The following is a 20,228-nucleotide window of genomic DNA, read 5'->3' on the forward strand; positions in this document are numbered from 1 at the left end:
GTGAAGCGGATGCCGGGCATCCGCTTGTGGTCACTGTAGCCCAAAACGGACGACCCGCATCCGCTTGTTCCCAGAGAGTTCAATTAGGTTCGTCCTGTGAGCACCACCGGATCCGCGGCCGACCTCGATCGGCCCCTGCGCGCCGACGCAGCGCGCAACCGCGAACTGATCCTGCAGACCGCGCGCAAGTGCTTCGCCGAGCGCGGCCTGTCCGTCACGTTGAACGACATCGCGCACGAAGCCGGGGTCGGCGTCGGGACCGTCTACCGACGGTTCGCCGACAAGGACTCCCTGATCGAGGCGCTGCTGGCGACCAAGTTCGAGGCGATGAACGCCGCGGCGGCCCGTGCTGCCGAAGAGATCGACCCTCGCGAGTCGCTCCGGCTCTACCTGATGGGCGTGTTCTCGTTCCGGGCCAGGGACCGCGCGCTCGCCGACGCGATCGTGCGAGCCGGCAAGGCCCGGCCGTCGATCGTGCAGGAGCGCGACCGGCTCGAGCAGCAGGTCTCGCAGATCATCGGCCGGGCCAAGGACGCCGGGGTGGTCCGATCCGGCTTCGACTACCGCGACCTGCCGATCCTCACCGCGATGGTCGGCACCGTGGCCGACGCCACGCGCGACTACGACCCGGACGCCTGGAAGCGGTACGCGCAGGTCCTCGTCGACGGGGTGCTCCCGCAGCCCGAACCGGACCACATGGTCGGCGAGCCGCTCGACCGTGACGCGCTCGAGCGGGCGATGCAGCCGTCGAGCTGACCCGACCGGTCGACGCGGCGTCCGCCGCCTCCCGGGGTCCGTCGGACGGGAGGCCCGTCGACGGCACCGCCACGGGCCTCCCGTCCGACGGCCGGGCGCGCTACAACCAGCTCGGCAGCCAGTAGTGCGACCGGATGAAGTCCCACGACGTCTGCATCGCCGTCCACATCGGGTACCAGTACGCCGAGGCGAGCACCACGACCAGCAGGTACACGCCGAGCCACACCAGCGCACGTGTCCGACGTGGCCGTGGATCATCCCGTGACCCGATCAGGTGCCCGATCACCGCCGCCAGCGCCATGACGAGGAACGGCTCGAAGGCGATCGTGTAGAACTGGAACACCGTCCGGTCCAGGTACATCAGCCACGGCAGGTACCCGGCGCCGATGCCGATGAGGACCAGGCCGTACTCCCAGCGCCGCCGCGTGACGAACAGCACCAGCAGCACCACGGCCGCGATGACCGACGCGTACCAGACGAACGGGTTCGCGATGCCGGTGACGGCCGCTCCGCACCGGTCGAACGCGCAGCCGTCCTGGCCGGCGTTCGTGCCCTCGTAGTACATCGACGTCGGGCGCTGCATGAGGAGCCAGAGCAGCGGGTTCGCCTGGTAGGAGTGCGGGGTGTGCAGGCCGATGTTGAAGGCGTAGATCTCGGACTGGTAGTGCCACCAGTTCTGCAGGCTGTCCGGCACCCAGGCGAGCACCCCCGTCCAGCGTTGTCCGCCGCTGCCGATCCAGTCGCGGTCCCAGCCGCCCTTCGTCACGAACCACCCGGTCCACGAGGCCAGGTAGGTGACCGCGGCGACGGGGACGGTGAGCAGGAAGGTGACCGGAGCCTGCTGCAGCACGGCACTCGACGACCAGAACGCCACGCCCGCTCGTCGTCGCAGCATCATGTCGCTGAGCACCGAGTACACCGCGAAGAACGCCAGGAAGTACATCCCGGACCACTTCGTCGCCGACGCGAGTCCGAGCGCGACGCCCATCGCGACGAGCCACGGCCGCCACCAGAGCGCGGGCCCCCAGAGCGTCGCCCGCCCGGCCGCGGCCCTCCGGTCGATCCACCGGTCGAGTCTCCGGGCGGACCACCGCCGGTCGAGCAGCAGCGCGCCGAAGCCGAGCACGACGAAGAACGTGACGATGCCGTCGAGCAACGACACCCGCGACATCACGATCGCCTGTCCGTCCACCGCCAGGAACCCGCCGGCGAGCGTGCCGATGAGCGTCGAACGGAACAGTGAGCGCGCGATCACCGCCGTGAGGAACACGGTCGCGATGCCGAGGACCGCGACCGTGAAGCGCCAGCCGAAGGCATCGTCGGGGCCGAAGAGGAGCATCCCCAGGCCGATCAGGTACTTCCCGAGCGGCGGGTGCGCGATGAACTCCGCTGCCCGTGAGTAGATGTCGGTCTGCCCGCTCGCGAACCGGTCGTCGGTCGTCGGTGCGCCGTCGTCACTCGGGTTCGCCGGCCAGGTGCCCTCGTACCCGAGGTGCACGAGCGACCAGCTGTCCTTGACGTAGTAGGTCTCGTCGAACACCAGCGAGTGCGGACGCCCGAGGTCGACCAGCCGGAGCAGCGCCGCGAGCACGGTGACCGCGATCGGACCGCCCCACCGCCAGGCGGCGACCCGCCACCCGACGGCGACCACGCGGCCCCACCAGTCGTCGAGCCGCGAGCCACGGGGCACGTCCGGCGCGGTCTTCGGCAGGTCGGCCAGGTCCGTGGTCACCCGCAGCATCCTACGGACGCCGTGCACGCGTGGGCTGCGTCGTCCACAGCTCGCCGGCGCGGCGACGACAATGGGGAGGTGATCGTCCTCGCAGCAACTCCCATCGGCAACCTCGGTGATGCCTCTCGTCGACTCGTGGAGACGCTGTCGAACGCCTCCGTGGTGGCCGCCGAGGACACCCGGACCGCGATCCACCTCATGCGCGCGCTCGGCATCGAGAACCGACCGCGGCTCATCGCACTGCACGAGCACAACGAGCGGGAGCGGGCCGCCGAGGTCGTCGAACTCGCCCGGGAGGACGACGTCGTGGTGCTCACGGACGCGGGCATGCCGGCGATCAGCGACCCGGGCTTCCCGCTGGTCGAGGCCGCCGCGGCCGCCGGTGTCACCGTGACCGCGGTCCCCGGCCCGAGCGCCGTGCTCACCGCGCTCGCCCTCTCCGGGCTGCCGACCGACCGCTTCACGTTCGAGGGGTTCCCGACCCGCAAGGCGGGGGAGCGGCGTCGGGTGTTCGCGGCCCTGGCGGGGGAGCAGCGGACGATGGTCTTCTTCGAGTCCCCGCACCGGATCGCGGACACGCTCGGCGACATGGCCGCCGGCTTCGGCGCCGACCGCCGCGCGGCGGTCTGCCGTGAGCTCACCAAGATGCACGAGGAGGTCCGCCGTGGCACCCTCGCGGAGCTGACCGAGTGGGCGGCCGACGGGGTCCGCGGCGAGATCTGCGTCGTCGTCGCGGGGTCCACGGCCTCGGCCGAGGACGCCACGATCGAGGACGGCGTCCGCCTCGTGCTCGAGCGGGTGGCCGCGGGCGCACGCATGAAGGAGGCCGCGGCGGCGGTCGCGGACGCGACCGGGCTGTCGAAGCGGGACCTCTACGAAGGGGCGCTCGCCGCGCGCTGACACGGCGGACCCGCCGGGTCGGACGGGCGGACGTGTCGGCCCGGAGGCCCGTCCCGGCGGCACTCCGGGCCTCCCGTCCCGTCCTCCACAGGCGGGGTGACGGCGCGTCACGCGCGATCCGGTCGCCTCTAGGATGGTCCGCATGGCCGACGGCAGCTCGTTCTCGATCACCACGCCGATCTTCTACGTCAACGACGTGCCCCACATCGGGCACGCGTACACGGAGGTCGCCGCGGACGTCCTCGCGCGCTGGCACCGGCAGCGCGGCGACGACACGTGGCTGCTGACCGGCACCGACGAGCACGGGCAGAAGATCCTGCGGACCGCCTCGGCGAACGACGTCACCCCCAAGGAGTGGGCCGACCGCCTGGTCACCGACGCCTGGAAGCCGCTGCTCGACACGGTCGACGTGGCGAACGACGACTTCATCCGCACGACCGACGAGCGGCACGAGCGCGGCGTGACGGCCTTCCTGCAGAAGCTGTACGACGACGGCTACATCTACGCCGGCGAGTTCGAGGGCTTCTACTGCGTGGGCTGCGAGGAGTACAAGCAGCCGAGCGACCTGGTCCCCGGGACCGGACCGTACGAGGGCCAGCAGGTCTGCGCGATCCACTCCATCCCGGTCGAGGTCCTGGCCGAGCGCAACTACTTCTTCCGCATGTCCGACTTCGAGCAGCGTCTGCTCGACCTCTACGAGTCGAACCCGGAGTTCATCCAGCCGGAGAGCGTCCGCAACGAGATCGTGTCGTTCGTCAAGCAGGGCCTGCGCGACCTGTCGATCTCGCGGTCGAGCTTCGACTGGGGCATCCAGATCCCGTGGGACTCCGACCACGTCCTGTACGTGTGGTTCGACGCGCTGCTGAACTACGTCACCGCCCTCGGCTACGGCACCGAGGACGACGAGGCCTTCCGGCGCCTCTGGCCGAGCGTGCACATCGTGGGCAAGGACATCGCCCGGTTCCACGCGGTCATCTGGCCGGCGATGCTCATGGCTGCGGGGCTGCCCGTCCCGAAGCGCGTGTTCGGTCACGGCTGGCTGCTCGTCGGCGGCGAGAAGATGTCGAAGTCCAAGCTGACCGGCATCGCCCCCAGCGAGATCACCGACACCTTCGGGTCCGACGCCTTCCGCTACTACTTCCTCCGTGCCATCACCTTCGGGCAGGACGGCAACTTCAGCTGGGAGGACATCTCGGCGCGGTACCAGGCGGAGCTCGCCAACGGGTTCGGCAACCTGGCCTCCCGCATCGTCGCGATGCTGAACCGGTACTTCGACGGTGCCGTCCCCGACCGGGGCGAGCTGACGGAGTCCGACGCCGCGATCGACGCACTCGCCCAGTCGGTGACCGAGCGGGCCGACGCTGCCGTCGAGTCCTTCGCGCCGCACGATGCGATCAGCACCGTGTGGGAGCTCGTCGACGCCCTCAACGGCTACATCACCGAGCAGGAGCCGTGGGCCCTCGCCAAGGACGACGCGCAGCGCGAGCGCCTCGCGACCGTCCTCGTCACCGCCCTCCGTGGCCTCGGCACCGTGGCCGTGCTCGTGTCCCCGGTGATGCCGAAGGCCACCGAGAAGCTCTGGGCCTCGATCGGTGCCGGCGGTTCGATCGCGGAGCAGCGCATCGACCGCGCGTGGGAGTGGCAGGGTTCCGAGACGGTGACGCCGCTCGCCGCCGGGCTGTTCCCGCGCATCGAGCAGCCGGAGCAGGGCGCCGCGTGACCGACGCGCACGTCCGCGCCCGCGGTGGAGACGGTGGCGGGCAGAAGCGGGACCTGACGTACCCACCGCTGCCGCAGGCCCTCACCGTCCCGGTGTACGACAACCACACGCACATGGAGATCGCCGACGGCGTCGGCGACGGTGGTGACGGCCCGCTGGAGTACCGCGAGCACCTCGACCGTGCGTCGAGCGTCGGCGTCCGCGGTGTCGTCCAGGTCGGGACCGACCTCGCCACCTCGCAGTGGTCCGCCGCGATCGCCGCCCGCGAGCCCCGGGTCCTGGCGGCCGTCGCGCTGCACCCGAACGAGGCACCCGTGCTCGACGAGCAGGGGTTGTTGGACGAGCACCTCGCGGGCATCGAACAGCTCGCAGCGCTGCCCCGCGTCCGGGCGATCGGGGAGACCGGTCTCGACTTCTTCCGCACGGGTGACGACGGCCGGGCGGCACAGATCCGCTCGTTCGAGGAACACATCCGCATCGCGAAGGAGCACGACCTCGCGCTGACCATCCACGACCGCGACGCCCACGACGCCGTGGTCGAGGTCCTGGAGCGAGTCGGGGCGCCGGAGCGGACGGTCTTCCACTGCTTCTCGGGCGGTCCCGAGCTCGCCCGCCTGTGCGCCGAACGTGGTTGGTACATGTCCTTCGCGGGCACGGTGACGTTCAAGAACGCGCAGAACCTGCGGGAGGCGCTGCACGTCGCCCCGCGGCACCTCATCATGGTCGAGACCGATGCGCCGTTCCTCACGCCGACGCCGTTCCGCGGCCGGCCGAACGCCCCGTACCTCGTCCCGCTGACCCTGCGGTCGATGGCCGAGACCCTCGGCACCGAGCCGTCGATGCTCGCGGCGCAGATCTCGTCCAACACCGAGCTCGTCTACGGCTCGTGGGACGCCGAACCCGTCACGGTGGTCGAGTAGCGGTGGGTGCCCTCCTCGGCCCGGCGGAGATCCGGGACCTCGCGGCGACGCTCGACGTCACCCCCACCAAGAAGCTCGGTCAGAACTTCGTGCACGACGCCAACACCGTGCGGCGCATCGTCGCCGTCGCGGGAGTGACCCCGGAGTCCCGCGTGCTCGAGGTCGGGCCGGGGCTCGGGTCGCTGACGCTCGGGCTGACCGAGACCGGCGCTCCCGTGACAGCCGTCGAGATCGACGCCCGGCTCGCAGCCCACCTCCCGACGACCGTCGCCGCCTTGCAGCCGGACGCCCGCCTGACCGTCGTGCACCAGGACGCGCTCCAGGTGTCGGCGGACGACCTGCCGGTGGCGCCGACACACCTCGTCGCGAACCTGCCGTACAACGTGTCCGTGCCGGTGCTGCTGCACCTGCTGGCCACCTTCCCGTCGCTCGTCCGGTCGCTCGTCATGGTGCAGGCGGAGGTCGGGTACCGCCTCGCCGCCGATCCGGGCAGCAAGGTCTACGGTTCACCGAGCGTCAAGGCAGCGTGGTACGGCTCCTGGCGGATCGCCGGGCAGGTGAGCCGGCAGGTGTTCTGGCCCGTGCCGAACGTCGACAGTGTGCTCGTCGGCTTCGACCGGCACGAACCGCCGGGGGACGAACAGCTGCGGTCGCGGGTGTTCACCCTGGTCGACGCGGCCTTCCAGCAGCGGCGGAAGATGCTGCGACAGGCGCTGTCCGGGGTGCTGGGCGGGAGCGCTCGTGCGTCCGAGGTCCTCGAGGCCGCCGGTGTCGCCCCGACGGCCCGCGGTGAGGAGCTCGGCGTCGACGACTTCGTGCGCCTCGGCCGGACCGTCCTCGCCGCCGCGGGCACGAGCGACTGAAGCAGACCGCGGGCTCGGAGCGTCCGACTGCCTGCGGTCGTCCGCCGGGCCGACCCATCCAGGCCGTCCGGGCGACCGGTACCCTCGTCGCATGACCGACGACGTCGTCCGCTCCCACGCGCGGGTCATCCCCGCCGACAGGGTGCTCGCCGCCACCGGCGCAGTCCCGGACGACTGGTACCGCCGCCTCGACGACGCCGACGGCCGCACGATCGGACACACGGCGATCGCCGCCTGGCTGGTGGCGCAGGGGGTCGATCCCTGGTGGGCGCAGAGCGTCGCCGTCGGCTACGGACAGTCGCGCGGCCTCCGCGTCCCCGGACAGCGTTCCGACGGCAGCTTCGCCGTCTCGGCCTCCCGGCAGGTCGACGGCGACCGGGAGGCGGTGCTCGACCGGGCGGTCGTCGTCGCGTCCGCCTCGTTCGGACACGCTCCGACCTCGGAGCGCCGGGGCGGGAAACGGCCGTCGGCACGGTGGACCGCCGCCGACCGCGAGTCGGTGCTCCTCACGGCTGAGGACGGCCCTCGCCCGGGCACCGTGCGGCTGTCGGCGACGCGTGAGCGCCTGACCGGGCCGGAACGGATGCCCGAGGCGAAGGCCGGACTCCGGGCCCTGCTCGCCGCGATCTGACGGTCTGCAGACCGGGCTCAGTGCGCGCGGTTCGCCATCATCTCGAGGATGTGCTGGTGTGTGCCGTCGCGCTCGGCCCACCGGAGCGGCTGGACGTTCTGCACGAGGATCTCCGGCGCTGCCCCGGACTCGATGAGGCTCATCACCTCGTCGGCGAACTCGGCGAGCGGCATCCCGCCGAAGTCCTCGCCGCCCATCAGGTCGGTCTGCACGGCCGGCGGTGCGAGTTCGAGGACCGAGACCGAGGTGCCGACGAGCTGCTGCCGGAGCGCCTGCGTGGACGAGTGCACGCCTGCCTTGGTGGCGTTGTAGGTCGGGGTGGCGGTGAGTGGCACGAACGCCAGGCCGGACGTCACGGTCATGATCGTCGCTGCCGGGCGGGCGAGCAGGTGCGGCAGGAACGCGTCGATGAGCCGGATCGTGCCGACGAGGTTCGTCTGGATCGTCTCGATCGCGTCCCGCATGTGGCCGGGGTCACGGAGGTCCTCGTTCCGCATGATGCCGGACATCGTCACGAGGGTGTCGAGCTCAGGGTGGGTGCCGAGGACGCTGTCGGCCGCCTGCCGGATCGAGTCGGCGTCCGCCACGTCGACCTGCACGGTGTCGAAGCCGTGCTCCTCGGACAGGGAGTCGAGGAGGGCCTGACGGCGCCCTCCGACGATGACGGTGCTGCCGGTGGCCTGCAGGCGGAGGGCGAGCGCGAGGCCGATGCCGGAGGTCGCGCCGGGGATGAAGACGGTGCTGTTCGTGGTGTCCATGAGGACCACGATGCGCCGGCCCGGCGGGTCGAACCAGAGCGCGGTCATCGGGGGACCGGCGATCCCTGGCTCCGGTCGGTGGCGCGCAGCAGACTGGGTGCATGGACCGTGCCGCCCTCGCCGACTTCCTCCGCCGTCGACGGGAGCTCCTGCGCCCGGAGGACGTCGGGATCGGGGCCGGCGCTCGCCGTCGCACCCCGGGCCTCCGTCGGGAGGAGGTCGCGGCCCTGGTCGGCATGTCGGTCGACTACTACACGCGCCTCGAACAGCAGCGCGGCCCGCAGCCCTCGGAGCAGATGGTCGCGGCGATCGCCCGTGCACTCCGGTGCTCGCTCGACGAGCGGGACCACCTCTTTCACCTCGCGGGACAGAACGCGCCGGTCCGGATGCACCGCGCGGACCACGTCGACCCGGCGATCCTGCGCGTCCTCGACCGGTTGACGGACACCCCGGCGATCGTCGTGAACCACCTCGGCGAGACGCTCGTCGAGAACGCGCTCGCGGCGGCCCTCCTCGGCACCTCGGTCGGGCTCGCCGGCAACGAGCGCTACTAGGCGTGGCGGTGGTTCGTCACGGGGACCGAACTCGCCAAGTACGCGCCGGAGCAGCACGAACGCCTGGCCCGGGTCGTGGTGGCGTCGCTCCGGGCGGCGGTCGGCCTCGCGGGGCCGGGCGACCGTCGGGCCACCGAGCTGATCGCGGAGCTGGAGCAGCGCAGCCCCGACTTCTCCCGGCTCTGGGCCCTGCACGAGGTGGCGGTCCGCTGGTCGGACAACAAGACGATCATGCAGGCCGAACTCGGGCGGATCACCGTGGACTGCCAGGTGCTGCACACGGACGACCAGGCGCAGGCGCTCCTGCTCTTCACCGCGCCACCGGGCAGCGAGGACGCGCAGAAGCTCGAGCTCCTCGGCGTCCTCGGTCAGCAGACCTTCGGGGCGCTCACCGAGTCCTGACCCCGGACGACGGCCGACGCAACTTCGCGTCACACACCTGGCAGGTGTCCGACGACCGTGCCTAGGGTGGGGCGGTGAGCACTCCGCGCGTGTACGTCATCCACGAGAACCCCGAGTGGTTCCCGCCGTTCGCCGAGGCCTTCGCGGCCGAGGGCGTCCCGGTGGAGGAGATCCTCCTGACCGAGGGGCAGATCGACCTCGCTGCCGAACCAGCGCCGGGGGTCTACTGGAGCCGCATGTCGGCGAGCTCCCACACCCGTGGGCACGAGCACAGCAAGGAGTACGCCCGGGCGCTGCTCGGCTGGCTCGAGCGTGCCGGCCGCCAGGTGGTCGGTGGCAGCCACGTCCTCGAACTCGAGGTGTCGAAGGTCGCTCAGCACGGCCTGCTCGCGGCGGCCGGTTTCGACGTGCCACGCACGTCCGCCGTGTTCGGCACGACGACCCTCAAGCAGGCCGCGGCGACCTTCACGAGCGGGCAGGACGTGCCGTTCATCACGAAGCACAACCAGGGCGGCAAGGGCCTGGGTGTCCGTCGCTTCGACTCGCTCGCCGAGTTCGACGCCTACGTGGACAGCCCCGAGTTCGAGGCCCCGGTCGACGGGATCACGCTTTTGCAGGAGTACCTGACGGCACGCGAGCCGTTCATCACGCGCGCCGAGTTCGTCGGCGGCGAGTTCGTCTACGCCGTCCGCGTGGACACGAGCGCGGGCAGCTTCGAGCTCTGCCCGGCCGACGCGTGCGAGGTCCCGCAGGTCATCGCCGGTGCGGTCTGCGAGGTGCCCGGCACGGACGCAGCGCCCGGGGCGGCCGACACCTTCACCGTCCGCACCGAGGTCACCGCCGAGCACCCGCTCGTGCAGCAGTTGCGCGGCTTCCTGGCGGAGCAGCGCATCCAAATCGCGGGCGTCGAGTTCATGGAGACCACCGACGGCCGGACCGTCGTGTACGACATCAACACGAACACGAACTACAACCCCGCGGTCGAGGCGAGCGCCCCGGTCTCCGGTCCTCGCTCCATCGCCCGCCACCTCGGCGGGCTGCTGGACGCCGAGTACGCCGCCGCGCCCGCGGCGCACGTCTGACCGGCTCCGGTCCCGACCGACCACCTCGACCACCGACCCGACCACCCGTCGGACGTCAGGCCCGGCTCGCCACCCGGGGCGAGCCTCCCGTCCGTCCGTCCCTCCTCACCACCCAAGGAACCCACCCCGTGCGATTCGGATACTGGACCCCGCTCTTCGGCGGCTGGCTGCGCAACGTCGACGACGAGCAGATGCCGGTCACGTTCGACTACGTGAAGCTCCTGGCGCAGCGCGCCGAGCGGATCGGGTTCGACCTGACCCTCGTGCCGGAGCTGAACCTCAACGACATCAAGGGCGTCGCGGCCCCGAGTCTCGAGGCGTGGGCGCTGGCAGCGGGGATCGCGGCGACCACCGAACGGCTCGAGATCATGGCCGCGATGCGCCCGGGCTACCACCTGCCCGCCGTGACGGCGAAGCAGGCGGCGACGATCGACGACATCTCCGGCGGCCGGTTCACCTTCAACGTCGTGAGCGCTTGGTGGGCGGAGGAGGCACGGCAGTACGGCGGGATCTTCTCGGAGCACGACGACCGGTACAAGCGCACGGCGGAGTTCGTCGAGATCATGAAGGGGCTGTGGCGCGAGACGCCGTACAGCTTCTCCGGCGAGTACTACGACATCGAGAACGCGCACCTCGAACCGAAGCCCCGGGTCACGCCGCGCATCTACGCCGGCGGTGAGAGCGAGGCCGGCAAGGCGAGCATCACGCACTACGCCGACGCCTACGTGACCCACGGTGGGACCGTCGACGAGCTCCGGACGAAGATCGCCGAGATGCGCCGTCGCCGCGAGGACGCCGGTCTGACGCCGTTCGAGGCGTTCGGGATGGCCGCGTACGCGATCGTCCGCGAGACCGAGGAGGAGGCGCAGGCCGAGCTGGCCCGCATCACGGACGTCCAGCACGGGAAGGCGTACGAGTCGTACCAGGACTTCATCTCGAAGTCGCAGCTCGAGCACGTGCCCTCGCTCGAGGACTACTCGGTGTCGAACCGGGGGCTCCGGCCGCAGTTCGTCGGGACGCCCGAACAGGTCGCGGCGCGCATCCGCGAGTACGAGGACGCCGGTGTCGACACCCTGCTGCTCCAGTTCTCGCCGCAGCTCGAGGAGATGGAGCGGTTCGGTGAGCAGGTGATCCCGCTCGTCCGGGCGTCGGTCCCCGCGGACCCGGCCGTTGCCGGACCGGCGTCCTGATGGCCGTCGAGGACGACTGGGCGTTCGAGACGCGCCAGATCCGCGCCGGGTTCAAGTCCGACCCGGGCTTCGGCGGGAACGTGCCGCCGATCGCGCAGACCGCCGCCTTCGTGTACCCGTCCGGCGAGGACGCGGCCGACCGGTTCCTGCTGAACGCGCCAGGGCACACGTACTCCCGGGTCAACAACCCGTCGGCCGCGGCGCTGGAGCGGCGGATCGCCGACCTCGAGGGTGGGGTCGCGGCGCTGGCGCTGGCTTCGGGGCAGGCGGCGACGTCGCTCGCGGTGCTCGGACTCGCCCGCGCCGGTGACCACGTCGTGTCGAGCGCGTCGCTGTACGGTGCCACGTACACGCTGTTCGCGTCGACGCTGAAGGACCTGGGGATCGCGTTCACCTTCGTGCAGGACCCGACCGACCTGTCCGAGTGGGCAGCGGCCGTGCGCCCGGAGACCCGCGCCTTCTTCGGGGAGTCGATCCCGAACCCGCGCGGGGACGTCCTCGACTTCGCCGGGGTGGCCGGGGTCGCGCACGAGGCCGGTGTCCCGCTCATCGTCGACAACACCATCGCGACGCCGTACCTGGTCCGGCCCATCGAGCACGGAGCGGACATCGTCGTGCACTCGGCGACGAAGTACCTGGCCGGGCACGGCAGCGCGATCGCAGGGTTGATCGTCGACAGCGGGAACTTCGACTGGGCCGCACACCCGGAGCAGTACCCGCAGCTGACGACGACCGAGCACTCCGGCTTCGCCGGGACGAACTTCGCCGAGAAGTTCGGCCGCCGGGCGTTCATCCAGCGCACCCGCTCGAAGCTCTCCGCCGACCTCGGTCCGGCGATCGCGCCGTTCAACGCGTTCCTGGTGCTGCAGGGCATCCAGACGCTGTCGCTCCGGATGGACCGGCACGTGTCGAACGCGGCGACGGTGGCGTCCTGGCTCGACGCGCACGACCAGGTCGAACACGTGCACTACGCCGGGCTGCCGAGCTCCCCGTGGCACCACCTGCAGCAGCGGTACGTGCCGAAGGGGCCGTCGAGCGTGCTCGCGTTCGACCTCGCCGGTGGGGTCGAGGCCGGGCGGCGGTTCGTGGCCGCGCTGGAGCTCTTCGACCACGTGTCGAACATCGGCGACGTCCGGTCCCTGGTCGTGCACCCGGCGTCGACCACGCACGTGCAGATGACGCCGTCGGAGCGGGCGGCGGCCGGGGTCGGCGAGGGCCTGATCCGGCTGTCGATCGGCCTGGAGCACGTCGACGACGTCATCGCCGACCTGGAGCGCGGCTTCGCCGCTGCGGTCTGAGCGGACGGACGCCAGGTCCTGGCCGGTCCGGTGCGCGCCTCCCGTCCCGCACGTGCGGCGGGTGTACCGGCGGGACGGGGATAGGTTGGGGACATGACGTCGACGCCTGCTCCGGATCGGGTGCGGACCCGCGCGCCGGGCAAGATCAACGTCCACCTGTCGGTCGGCGCGCTGCAGGACGACGGGTACCACGACATCGCGACCGCGTACCAGGCGGTGTCCCTGTACGAGGACGTGACCGCCGAGCGCGCCGATGACTTCTCGGTCCGTTTCACCGGTCCGATCGACACGTCCTCGGTGCCGACGGACGACACGAACCTCGCGCTCCGTGCCGCGCGACTGGTGGCGAAGACCGCCGGACACCGCGGTGGCGTCCGTCTGACGATCGACAAGCAGGTGCCGGTCGCCGGTGGGATGGGCGGCGGCTCGGCGGACGCCGCCGCGACGCTGCTCGCGGTGGACACCCTGTGGGGGACCGGTCTCGGCCGGGACGAACTGCTCCGGCTCGCCGCCGAACTCGGGGCCGACGTGCCGTTCGCCTTCGCGGGCGGGACCGCGGTCGGGACCGGACGAGGCGACGAGCTCAGTCCGGCGCTCGCGAAGGGGGAGTTCCACTGGGTGCTCGCGCTGAGCGAGACCGGACTCTCCACACCTGCGGTCTACCGCGCGCTCGACGAGCACCGGGAGCGCTACCGGGCCGACATCTCCCCGGCGCCGCGCACCCCGGTGGTCGAGGCGCACGTGCTCCAGGCACTCCGGGCGGGAGACGCCGGACTCCTGGCCGAGAACCTGCACAACGACCTGCAGGCACCGGCGATGCGGCTGCAGCCCGGGCTCGCCGACACGCTCGAGCTCGGGGAGCGCTCCGGCGCCCTGGCCGGTCTCGTGTCCGGCAGCGGACCCACGGTGGCCTTCCTGGTGCCGGACCGTGACGCAGCGCTCGAGGTGCAGGTGGCGCTCAGCGCGTCCGGGCTCGTGGCGCTCCGGGCGACCGGTCCGGTGCACGGCGCCCGCGTCCTGCACTGAGCTGACGACCTGACCTGACCTGACTCGACCGGGTACGACGTCGGCGCGGCCGGTGCCGACGCCGACGCCGGTCCGAGCGTCAGGAGCGGACGAACTCGGTCATGATGACCTTGCCGGTCTGCCAGTTCTGCACGGCCTCGAACCCCTGCTCCTCGAGCACCGCCTTGACCTCGGGCCGGATGGTGCGCGAGGTGCCGCCGACGTACCAGACCGTGTCGATGTCGCCGAGCCGGGACGGGATCGTCGTCGCCAGGTCACCGTTCGTGTTCCAGAGGACACCCTCGTCGGCTCCGTCCGTGCCGACGGCGAGGTCGGTCAGTCCGGCGAACGCGTCCGGGTACGACACCCGGATGATCTCGGCGGTCGTGCTCGGGTGGCGGTAGACGCTGCCGAACACGACACCTTCGTTCGCGCTCGGTCGTGCGGCACGTTCCGCGCTGATGATCGAGGCGGCGTGCGCCCACGTCGACGCCTGCTTCGCCTCGGGGCCCTTCACGGTGACGGCGGTGGGCACCGACAGGACCACCAGCACCGCGACCGCGGCAGCGAGCAGCGCCTTCGGCCGGATCGTGGTGAGGGCGAGGGCCACGAGGACCGCGACGAACGGCAGGCTGAGCGTGGCGTACTTCGGCGAGTACAGGCGTTCGCCGAGCGCCGTCGCGACGAGGAGCGCCGCGGTCGGGACGACGACGAGCGGCAGCGCGACCCGGACCGTCTGCGCCCGGAACAGTGCCCGCACGGACGGGACCCGCTGACGCACCCGGACGTGGGCGACGCCGACACCGGCGGCCATGAGCGCCCAGATGACCGCGGCGTACGGGTCCGAGGCGCCGAACCACGCGGTCGAGAAGACCTGCCCGAAGGTGTCGCGGCTGATGTCCTTGATCCAACCGACCTGTTTCGCCTGGGACGACACGACGAGCACGAACGGGGCGACGACGACCGCTGCGGCACCTGCGGCGACGGTCCAGCGCACGAGGACCCGAGAGCTCACGAGCACCGGCCCGGGCGTCCGTCCGGCGCGGGTCACGGTCGCCGTCCGCAGCGCGTGCCGCTCGGCCAGGAGGGTCCAGGCGAGCGCGACCGCGTGGGCGACGACCGCGAGCGCGAGGTAGACGTTGAACACCACGGCGACGACGGCGAGGACCCCGTAGGCGGTCCACCATCCCGTGGCGGAACCCGTCCGGGTCCGTCGCAGGGCCGTCATGCCGACGAGCGTCAGGCAGACCGACAGGGTGGTGATCGTGGCGTAGGGACGTCCCTCGGTTCCCGCCCACTGCACGCGGGGGAGAAGCAGGAACACGATGCCCGCGGTGATGCCGAGGCGTCGTCCGCCCAGGCGCCGACCGAGGGCGACGACGAGACCCGCGGCGACCCCGACGGCGAGGGCACTCGGCAGCCGGAGGGTGAAGGGCGTGTACCCGACGAGCCAGAACCAGGCGTGCATCAGGGCGTAGTACAGGCCGTGCACGGCGTCGACGGTGTGCAGCTCCGCCCAGAGCTGCGGCCAGGACCGCTGCGCGCTGGTGACGGTCGCCGCCTCGTCGTACCAGAGGGACGGGACCCACGAGAAGGCCGCCGCGACGACGACGCCGAGCGCGCCGATGGTGAGTTCCGGGGTCCGCACGGCCGCGGCCACGGCGGCCACCACGGTACCGCGCACACCGGCGCGGACCGGTGCCCGGCGGACCGCGTGCGGGACGCCGATGCTGCCGGTACGGGGGGAACTCACGCCCAGCACGGTACCGAGCGCCGCTGGGCGGGAACCCGGTGTCCGACGCCGCAGGCGGTGAGTGTCCACATGCCGTGGTCTGCCGCTGCCCGGTTAGGGTCGTCGTCATGACGCAGCTCCGCATCCGTGACGCCGCGACCTACCTGGGCGTCAGCGACGACACCGTGCGCCGGCTCGTCGAGGGTGGCACCTTCAGCCGCGGGACGGACCCGACCGGCCGGGCGGTGGTCGACGGGCGGGAACTCGCCGAGTACGCCTCGTCGCGTGGCGACCAGCTCGCCGACCCGTCCGGGGTCCGGAGCTCGGCCCGCAACCGGTTCGTCGGCATCGTCACGGACCTCGTCGTCGACACCGTGATGGCCCAGGTCGAGCTGCAGTGCGGGCCGCACCGGGTCGTGTCGCTGATGAGCGCCGAAGCGGTCCGCGAGCTGGGTCTCGAGGTCGGGTCCGTCGCGGTCGCGTCGGTCAAGGCCACGATGGTGACGGTCGAGACGCCGGGAGCGGAGACCGACGCATGAGCACGACACCGGACACGAGCAGTTCCGTCAGCACCGCACGGCGTCGCCTCGGATCCCGGACGGCGGCGCTCGCCGGAGCCGGGCCGGACGTCCTGGGGCGACTCGGCCGGGCCCGGGTGCTCGTCGTGGGAGCCGGCGGGCTCGGCGCGCCCGTCATCGCCTACCTGGCCGGCAGTGGGCTCGGCCGCCTGACGATCGTGGACGACGACGTCGTGGACGGCTCGAACCTGGCCCGGCAGACCCTCTTCACCGGCGACGACGTCGGCACCGCGAAGGCCGAGGTCGCCGCCGCCCGTGCCCGCGCCGTCGACCGCGAGCTCGAGGTCGTCGCGCTCGTCGAGCGCTTCCGTCCCGAGCACGTCGCCGGCCACGACGTCGTGGTGGACGCCGCGGACGCCGTCGACGTCACCCGCGCGGTCTCCGACGCCTGTGCCCCGCTCGGCATCCCGTTCGTCTGGGGCACCGTGCTGTCCTACGACGGACAGGTGTCGGTGTTCCGGGACGCCGGCGCGGACGGGGTCGACTTCCACGACCTGCACCCGGAGGTCCTGCCGGACGAGGGGTCCTGCGCGGTCGACGGGGTCCTCCCGGCGCTGTGCGGCGCGGTCGGCTCGGTCATGGCCGCGCAGGTGACCGCCCTCGTCGCCGGGCTCGGCGAGCCACTGCTCGGTCGCCTCCTCACGGTCGACGCCCGGCGGTGGCGGTGGACCGAGAGCCCGATCCGACGCGGGCCGGCGTCGCGGCGACCCGCGGGCCTGGCGGTGGCAGGAGCCGACGCGACCGCGCCCCGTGCCCCGCGGATCGCCCCGGCGGCGCTCGCCGCACGCCTCGCCGACCCCGGTGACCCCGTGACCGTCGTGGACGTCCGCAGCCCGGCGGAGTGGGCGACGGGCGTCATCGCCGGCTCGGTACACCCGGACGCGGTGCCCGCCGACGCGGAGGTCGTGGTCACGTGTGCCCGAGGGCCACGCGCCGACGCGTGGGCACGGACCGCCGGGAGGCCCGTGACGGTCCTCGACGGCGGGGTCGACGCATGGCGGCGCGAAGGCCTCCCGCTGACGCTCGAGTGACGAGCACGATCCGCTCCTGCGGGTAGGATCGGCCACCGACGCCGCAACTGCGGCAGGACGGAGTCGGATCGATGTCACCGAACCGCTCGTCACGTCTCCGTCGGGCCGCGCGGCCGAGCGCGGTGCTCGCCGCGGCCGTCCTGCTCACGCTGGTGTCGGCCGGCTGCGCGGGCCACCCCGCGTCGCCGGCGTCGACCTCCGGCACGGGGGAGCGGGGCGCGTCCGGGTCGATCACGGTGTTCGCCGCCGCCTCGCTCCAGCGGACCTTCACGACCCTGGGGCGCGACTTCGAGCGGGAGCACCCGGGCACGACGGTGACGTTCTCGTTCGCGGGTTCGAGCGACCTCGTCTCGCAGATCCGGAACGGTGCCCCCGCTGACGTCCTCGCCTCGGCCGACCGGGCCACGACGGAGCAGCTCGGCGCCGACGTCGTCGCCGGGTCCCCGCGGGACTTCGCCACGAACACCCTCGAGATCGCCGTCGCCACGGGCAACCCGCTCGACGTCGCCGATCTCGAGGACCTGACGGCACCGGACGTGCAGCTCGTCACGTGTGCGGCACCCGTGCCCTGCGGTGCCGCGACCGCCGCGGTCGAACGGTCGAGCGGGGTCGACCTGCACCCGGTGAGCGAGGAGCAGTCCGTGACGGACGTCCTCGGCAAGGTGACCTCGGGCCAGGCCGACGCCGGCATCGTGTACCGGACGGACGTGCAGGGGGCGGACGGCGCTGTCGAGGGCGTCCCGTTCGCGGCCGCCGACGACGCGGTGAACACCTACCCGATCAGCGTCCTGCGGGATGCCGCCGACCCGGAGCTCGCGCGGGCGTTCACCGCGTACGTGCTGTCGACGTCCGGTCAGCGCGTGCTCGCCGCGGCCGGCTTCGGGGAGCCCTGATCGACGTGCCCGGCAGCACCACCCCCCGCAGCGTCCGCGTCCGCCGCGCTCCCGTCCCCTGGTGGTTGCCGGTGCCGGCCGTGCTCGGCGGCCTGTTCGTCGTCGTCCCGGTGCTCGCCATGGTCGGCCGTGTCGAGTGGGGGTCGTTCCTCGCGCTCGTCACGTCGCCCGCGTCGCGGACCGCCCTCGGTCTCAGCCTGGGCACCGCGGCGGCGGCGACCGGAGCGGCGTTCCTCCTCGGATACCCCCTCGCGGTGCTCTTCGCCCGGTCCCGGTCGCGGTGGACCGGCGTGGCACGGGCGGTCGTGCTGTTGCCCCTCGTCCTGCCGCCCGTCGTCGGTGGCCTCGCGCTCCTGGCCGCGTTCGGGCGGCTCGGCGTGCTCGGCGCGTTCCTCGACGAGCACGGGCTGCGGATCGCGTTCACCACGGCGGCGGTCGTCATCGCGCAGACGTTCGTCGCGATGCCGTTCCTGGTGTCCGCGGTCGAGGGCGCGCTCCGCGTCGAGGGGGACCGGTACGAGCGGGTCGCCGCGACGCTCGGCGCGGGGCCGACCCGCACGTTCCTCACCGTCACGACCCCGCGGGTGCTGCCGGGCATCCTGTCCGGTCTGGTGCTCTGCTTCGCCCGGGCGCTCGGCGAGTTCGGGGCGACGCTCACCTTCGCCGGTAGTCTGCAGGGCGTCACCCGCACCCTCCCGCTCGAGGTGTACCTGCAGCGCGAGGTGGATCCGGACACGGCGGTCGCGCTCGCCCTGGTGCTCGTGGTCGTCGCGGTGCTCGTGATCGGCGTCGCCTCGGTCCGGACGCGCGCGGTGACCCCGTGAGCACTGCCGTCGCCGGCGTCGTCGCCCACGTCGTCCGCCACGACCGCGACGTCGACGTCGCCCTCACCGTCGGCCCTGCCGAGTGCGTCGCCCTCATCGGCGCGAACGGCGCGGGCAAGTCGACGGTCCTCGACGCGATCGCGGGCCTCCTGCCGCTCGACGGCGGCGAGGTCCGTTCCGGTGACCGCCTCCTCGCCAGCCGCGGCCGCAGCGTCCCGGCACATCACCGCCGCGTCGGTCTCGTGGCCCAGCGCCCCGACCTGTTCCCGCACCTCTCCGTCCTCGCGAACGTCGGCTTCGGTCCGCGAGCGACGGGACGCTCCGGACGCCAGGCCCGCCTGACGGCCCACCGCGCGCTGGCCGCCGTCGGGGTGGCCGACCTGGCCGACCGCGCGCCCGGGACGCTCTCGGGCGGGCAGGCGCAGCGCGTCGCGATCGCCAGGGCACTGGCCGCCGACCCGGCCGTCGTGCTCCTCGACGAACCGACCTCGGCGCTCGACGTCGGGGCACGCGAGGACGTCCGCGCCGCCCTCCGGACCGCCGTGTCCGGTCGGCCGAGCGTCCTCGTGACGCACGACCCGGTCGAGGTGATGGCCCTCGCCGACCGGGTCGTCGTGCTCGAGCACGGCCGGGTGGTGGAGTCCGGCACCCCCACCGACGTGCTGGCACGTCCGCGGAGCGCGTTCGCGGCGACGTTCTCGGGCCTCGTCGTGCTGCACGGCGTCGCGACGGCGGACGGGCTCGTGCTCGACGCGGGCGACGGCGGGGGCGCGTTGGTGTCGGCGACGCACGGTGTGCCTCCCGGCCGTCCGGTCTCGGTCGCCTACCACCCGACGGCCGCCGTCGTCACGCGGATCGACGACGGCGCCGGCTGCGACGGGGCCGACCGCGACGGGGCCGACCGCGACCGGGCCGTCGACCAGGGTCGCGGCTTGCACCGGACCGTGCGCGCCCTCGAGCCCGGGAACGGTCTGGTCCGGCTGCGCGCCGGGGACGTCTCGGCGGACCTGACGCTCGCCGCGGTCGCGGCACTCGAGGTGACCGCCGGTGCGACCGTGCGCGTGCAGGTCCCGCCCGCCGAGCTCACCGTCTGGGAGCGCTGAGCCCGGTGCCGGTCAGCCGCCGGCGAACGGCGGCATCACGTCGACGAGGCCGACCCCGGCGAGCGACGTCGCACGGTCGCGGGTGGTGACCCCGTCGACGAGGTACGAGCACCGCTCCTGCAGCGCCGCCCAACGCGCCGGGTCGGCGGGGGTCACCTGTCGCAGGGCGTCGTCGAGCGAGTCCGCCGTGACGGTCGTCTCGTCGAGGCCGACGGCGGCCCGGGCGGCGGCGAAGAAGCGCAGCGTCGTCATGTCC

The 20,228-nt window shown here is 72.6% G+C and carries 19 protein-coding genes and 1 pseudogene; 16 read left to right on the forward strand and 4 right to left on the reverse strand.

Annotated features, from left to right (window positions below):
• The first annotated feature begins 96 nt into the window (after positions 1-96).
• A complete protein-coding gene (locus tag DEI83_RS08420; protein WP_111081496.1) occupies positions 97-756 on the forward strand; it encodes a TetR/AcrR family transcriptional regulator in 660 nt (219 codons plus the stop codon).
• Between the two features lie 100 nt (positions 757-856).
• Here DEI83_RS08420 and DEI83_RS08425 read toward each other — a convergent pair whose 3' ends face one another.
• Positions 857-2,497: a dolichyl-phosphate-mannose--protein mannosyltransferase gene (locus DEI83_RS08425; protein WP_111081498.1), complete on the reverse strand. Its 1,641-nt coding sequence runs from the start codon at positions 2,495-2,497 to the stop codon at positions 857-859.
• 69 nt (positions 2,498-2,566) lie between these two features.
• Between DEI83_RS08425 and rsmI the strand changes: the two genes are divergently transcribed.
• The 5 genes from rsmI (at position 2,567) to DEI83_RS08450 (ending at position 7,522) form a co-directional block, all read left to right on the forward strand.
• Positions 2,567-3,388 (forward strand): 16S rRNA (cytidine(1402)-2'-O)-methyltransferase, encoded by an 822-nt coding sequence (gene rsmI, locus DEI83_RS08430; RefSeq protein ID WP_111081500.1) that lies wholly within the window; start codon positions 2,567-2,569, stop codon positions 3,386-3,388.
• Between the two features lie 142 nt (positions 3,389-3,530).
• Positions 3,531-5,108, forward strand: a complete 1,578-nt coding sequence (gene metG, locus DEI83_RS08435; protein WP_111081502.1) for a methionine--tRNA ligase — start codon at positions 3,531-3,533, stop codon at positions 5,106-5,108.
• Positions 5,105-6,028 carry a TatD family hydrolase gene (locus DEI83_RS08440; RefSeq protein WP_111081504.1) on the forward strand — a complete coding sequence of 308 codons (924 nt, stop codon included), beginning with the start codon at positions 5,105-5,107 and terminating at the stop codon, positions 6,026-6,028. Before metG ends, DEI83_RS08440 begins: the two co-directional genes overlap by 4 nt.
• 2 nt (positions 6,029-6,030) lie before the next feature.
• Positions 6,031-6,891: a 16S rRNA (adenine(1518)-N(6)/adenine(1519)-N(6))-dimethyltransferase RsmA gene (rsmA, locus tag DEI83_RS08445; protein WP_111081506.1), complete on the forward strand. Its 861-nt coding sequence runs from the start codon at positions 6,031-6,033 to the stop codon at positions 6,889-6,891.
• Positions 6,892-6,982: 91 nt separating this feature from the next.
• A complete protein-coding gene (locus tag DEI83_RS08450; RefSeq protein ID WP_111081508.1) occupies positions 6,983-7,522 on the forward strand; it encodes a hypothetical protein in 540 nt (179 codons plus the stop codon).
• A 17-nt stretch (positions 7,523-7,539) separates the two neighbouring features.
• Here DEI83_RS08450 and DEI83_RS08455 read toward each other — a convergent pair whose 3' ends face one another.
• Positions 7,540-8,280, reverse strand: coding sequence for an SDR family oxidoreductase (locus DEI83_RS08455; RefSeq protein WP_111081578.1), 741 nt, complete (start codon positions 8,278-8,280; stop codon positions 7,540-7,542).
• Between the two features lie 101 nt (positions 8,281-8,381).
• On the opposite strand from DEI83_RS08455, the pseudogene DEI83_RS08460 reads away from it, so the two are divergent.
• From DEI83_RS08460 to DEI83_RS08480, 5 genes and pseudogenes are all read left to right on the forward strand, one after another.
• Positions 8,382-9,236: pseudogene (locus DEI83_RS08460) on the forward strand (helix-turn-helix transcriptional regulator).
• A 74-nt stretch (positions 9,237-9,310) separates the two neighbouring features.
• Complete coding sequence (locus DEI83_RS08465) at positions 9,311-10,318, forward strand: RimK family alpha-L-glutamate ligase (protein WP_111081510.1); 1,008 nt, start codon at positions 9,311-9,313, stop codon at positions 10,316-10,318.
• 128 nt (positions 10,319-10,446) lie between these two features.
• Positions 10,447-11,508: an LLM class flavin-dependent oxidoreductase gene (locus tag DEI83_RS08470; RefSeq protein WP_111081512.1), complete on the forward strand. Its 1,062-nt coding sequence runs from the start codon at positions 10,447-10,449 to the stop codon at positions 11,506-11,508.
• Positions 11,508-12,806 (forward strand): O-acetylhomoserine aminocarboxypropyltransferase/cysteine synthase family protein, encoded by a 1,299-nt coding sequence (locus DEI83_RS08475; protein WP_111081514.1) that lies wholly within the window; start codon positions 11,508-11,510, stop codon positions 12,804-12,806. Before DEI83_RS08470 ends, DEI83_RS08475 begins: the two co-directional genes overlap by 1 nt.
• 93 nt (positions 12,807-12,899) lie before the next feature.
• The gene (locus DEI83_RS08480) at positions 12,900-13,832 is read left to right on the forward strand and encodes a 4-(cytidine 5'-diphospho)-2-C-methyl-D-erythritol kinase (protein WP_111081516.1); all 933 of its coding nucleotides are present in this window, start codon (positions 12,900-12,902) and stop codon (positions 13,830-13,832) included.
• 79 nt (positions 13,833-13,911) lie between these two features.
• Here DEI83_RS08480 and DEI83_RS08485 read toward each other — a convergent pair whose 3' ends face one another.
• Positions 13,912-15,564 carry a glycosyltransferase family 39 protein gene (locus DEI83_RS08485; RefSeq protein ID WP_111081518.1) on the reverse strand — a complete coding sequence of 551 codons (1,653 nt, stop codon included), beginning with the start codon at positions 15,562-15,564 and terminating at the stop codon, positions 13,912-13,914.
• Positions 15,565-15,671: 107 nt separating this feature from the next.
• Between DEI83_RS08485 and DEI83_RS08490 the strand changes: the two genes are divergently transcribed.
• From DEI83_RS08490 to DEI83_RS08510, 5 genes are all read left to right on the forward strand, one after another.
• Positions 15,672-16,082 (forward strand): molybdopterin-binding protein, encoded by a 411-nt coding sequence (locus DEI83_RS08490; protein ID WP_111081520.1) that lies wholly within the window; start codon positions 15,672-15,674, stop codon positions 16,080-16,082.
• Positions 16,079-17,152, forward strand: coding sequence for a ThiF family adenylyltransferase (locus DEI83_RS08495; protein WP_111081522.1), 1,074 nt, complete (start codon positions 16,079-16,081; stop codon positions 17,150-17,152). Before DEI83_RS08490 ends, DEI83_RS08495 begins: the two co-directional genes overlap by 4 nt.
• A 71-nt stretch (positions 17,153-17,223) precedes the next feature.
• Complete coding sequence (gene modA, locus DEI83_RS08500; protein ID WP_111081524.1) at positions 17,224-18,045, forward strand: molybdate ABC transporter substrate-binding protein; 822 nt, start codon at positions 17,224-17,226, stop codon at positions 18,043-18,045.
• Between the two features lie 5 nt (positions 18,046-18,050).
• A complete protein-coding gene (locus DEI83_RS08505; RefSeq protein WP_111081526.1) occupies positions 18,051-18,869 on the forward strand; it encodes an ABC transporter permease in 819 nt (272 codons plus the stop codon).
• Complete coding sequence (locus tag DEI83_RS08510) at positions 18,866-19,972, forward strand: ABC transporter ATP-binding protein (RefSeq protein WP_111081528.1); 1,107 nt, start codon at positions 18,866-18,868, stop codon at positions 19,970-19,972. Before DEI83_RS08505 ends, DEI83_RS08510 begins: the two co-directional genes overlap by 4 nt.
• Before the next feature lie 12 nt (positions 19,973-19,984).
• On the opposite strand, the gene DEI83_RS08515 is transcribed toward DEI83_RS08510, so the two are convergent.
• A complete protein-coding gene (locus tag DEI83_RS08515) occupies positions 19,985-20,224 on the reverse strand; it encodes a MoaD/ThiS family protein (protein WP_111081531.1) in 240 nt (79 codons plus the stop codon).
• Positions 20,225-20,228: the final 4 nt, after the last annotated feature.

The organism is Curtobacterium sp. MCBD17_021 (genome assembly GCF_003234525.1).
In the GTDB taxonomy this organism is placed as follows: Bacteria; Actinomycetota; Actinomycetes; order Actinomycetales; family Microbacteriaceae; genus Curtobacterium.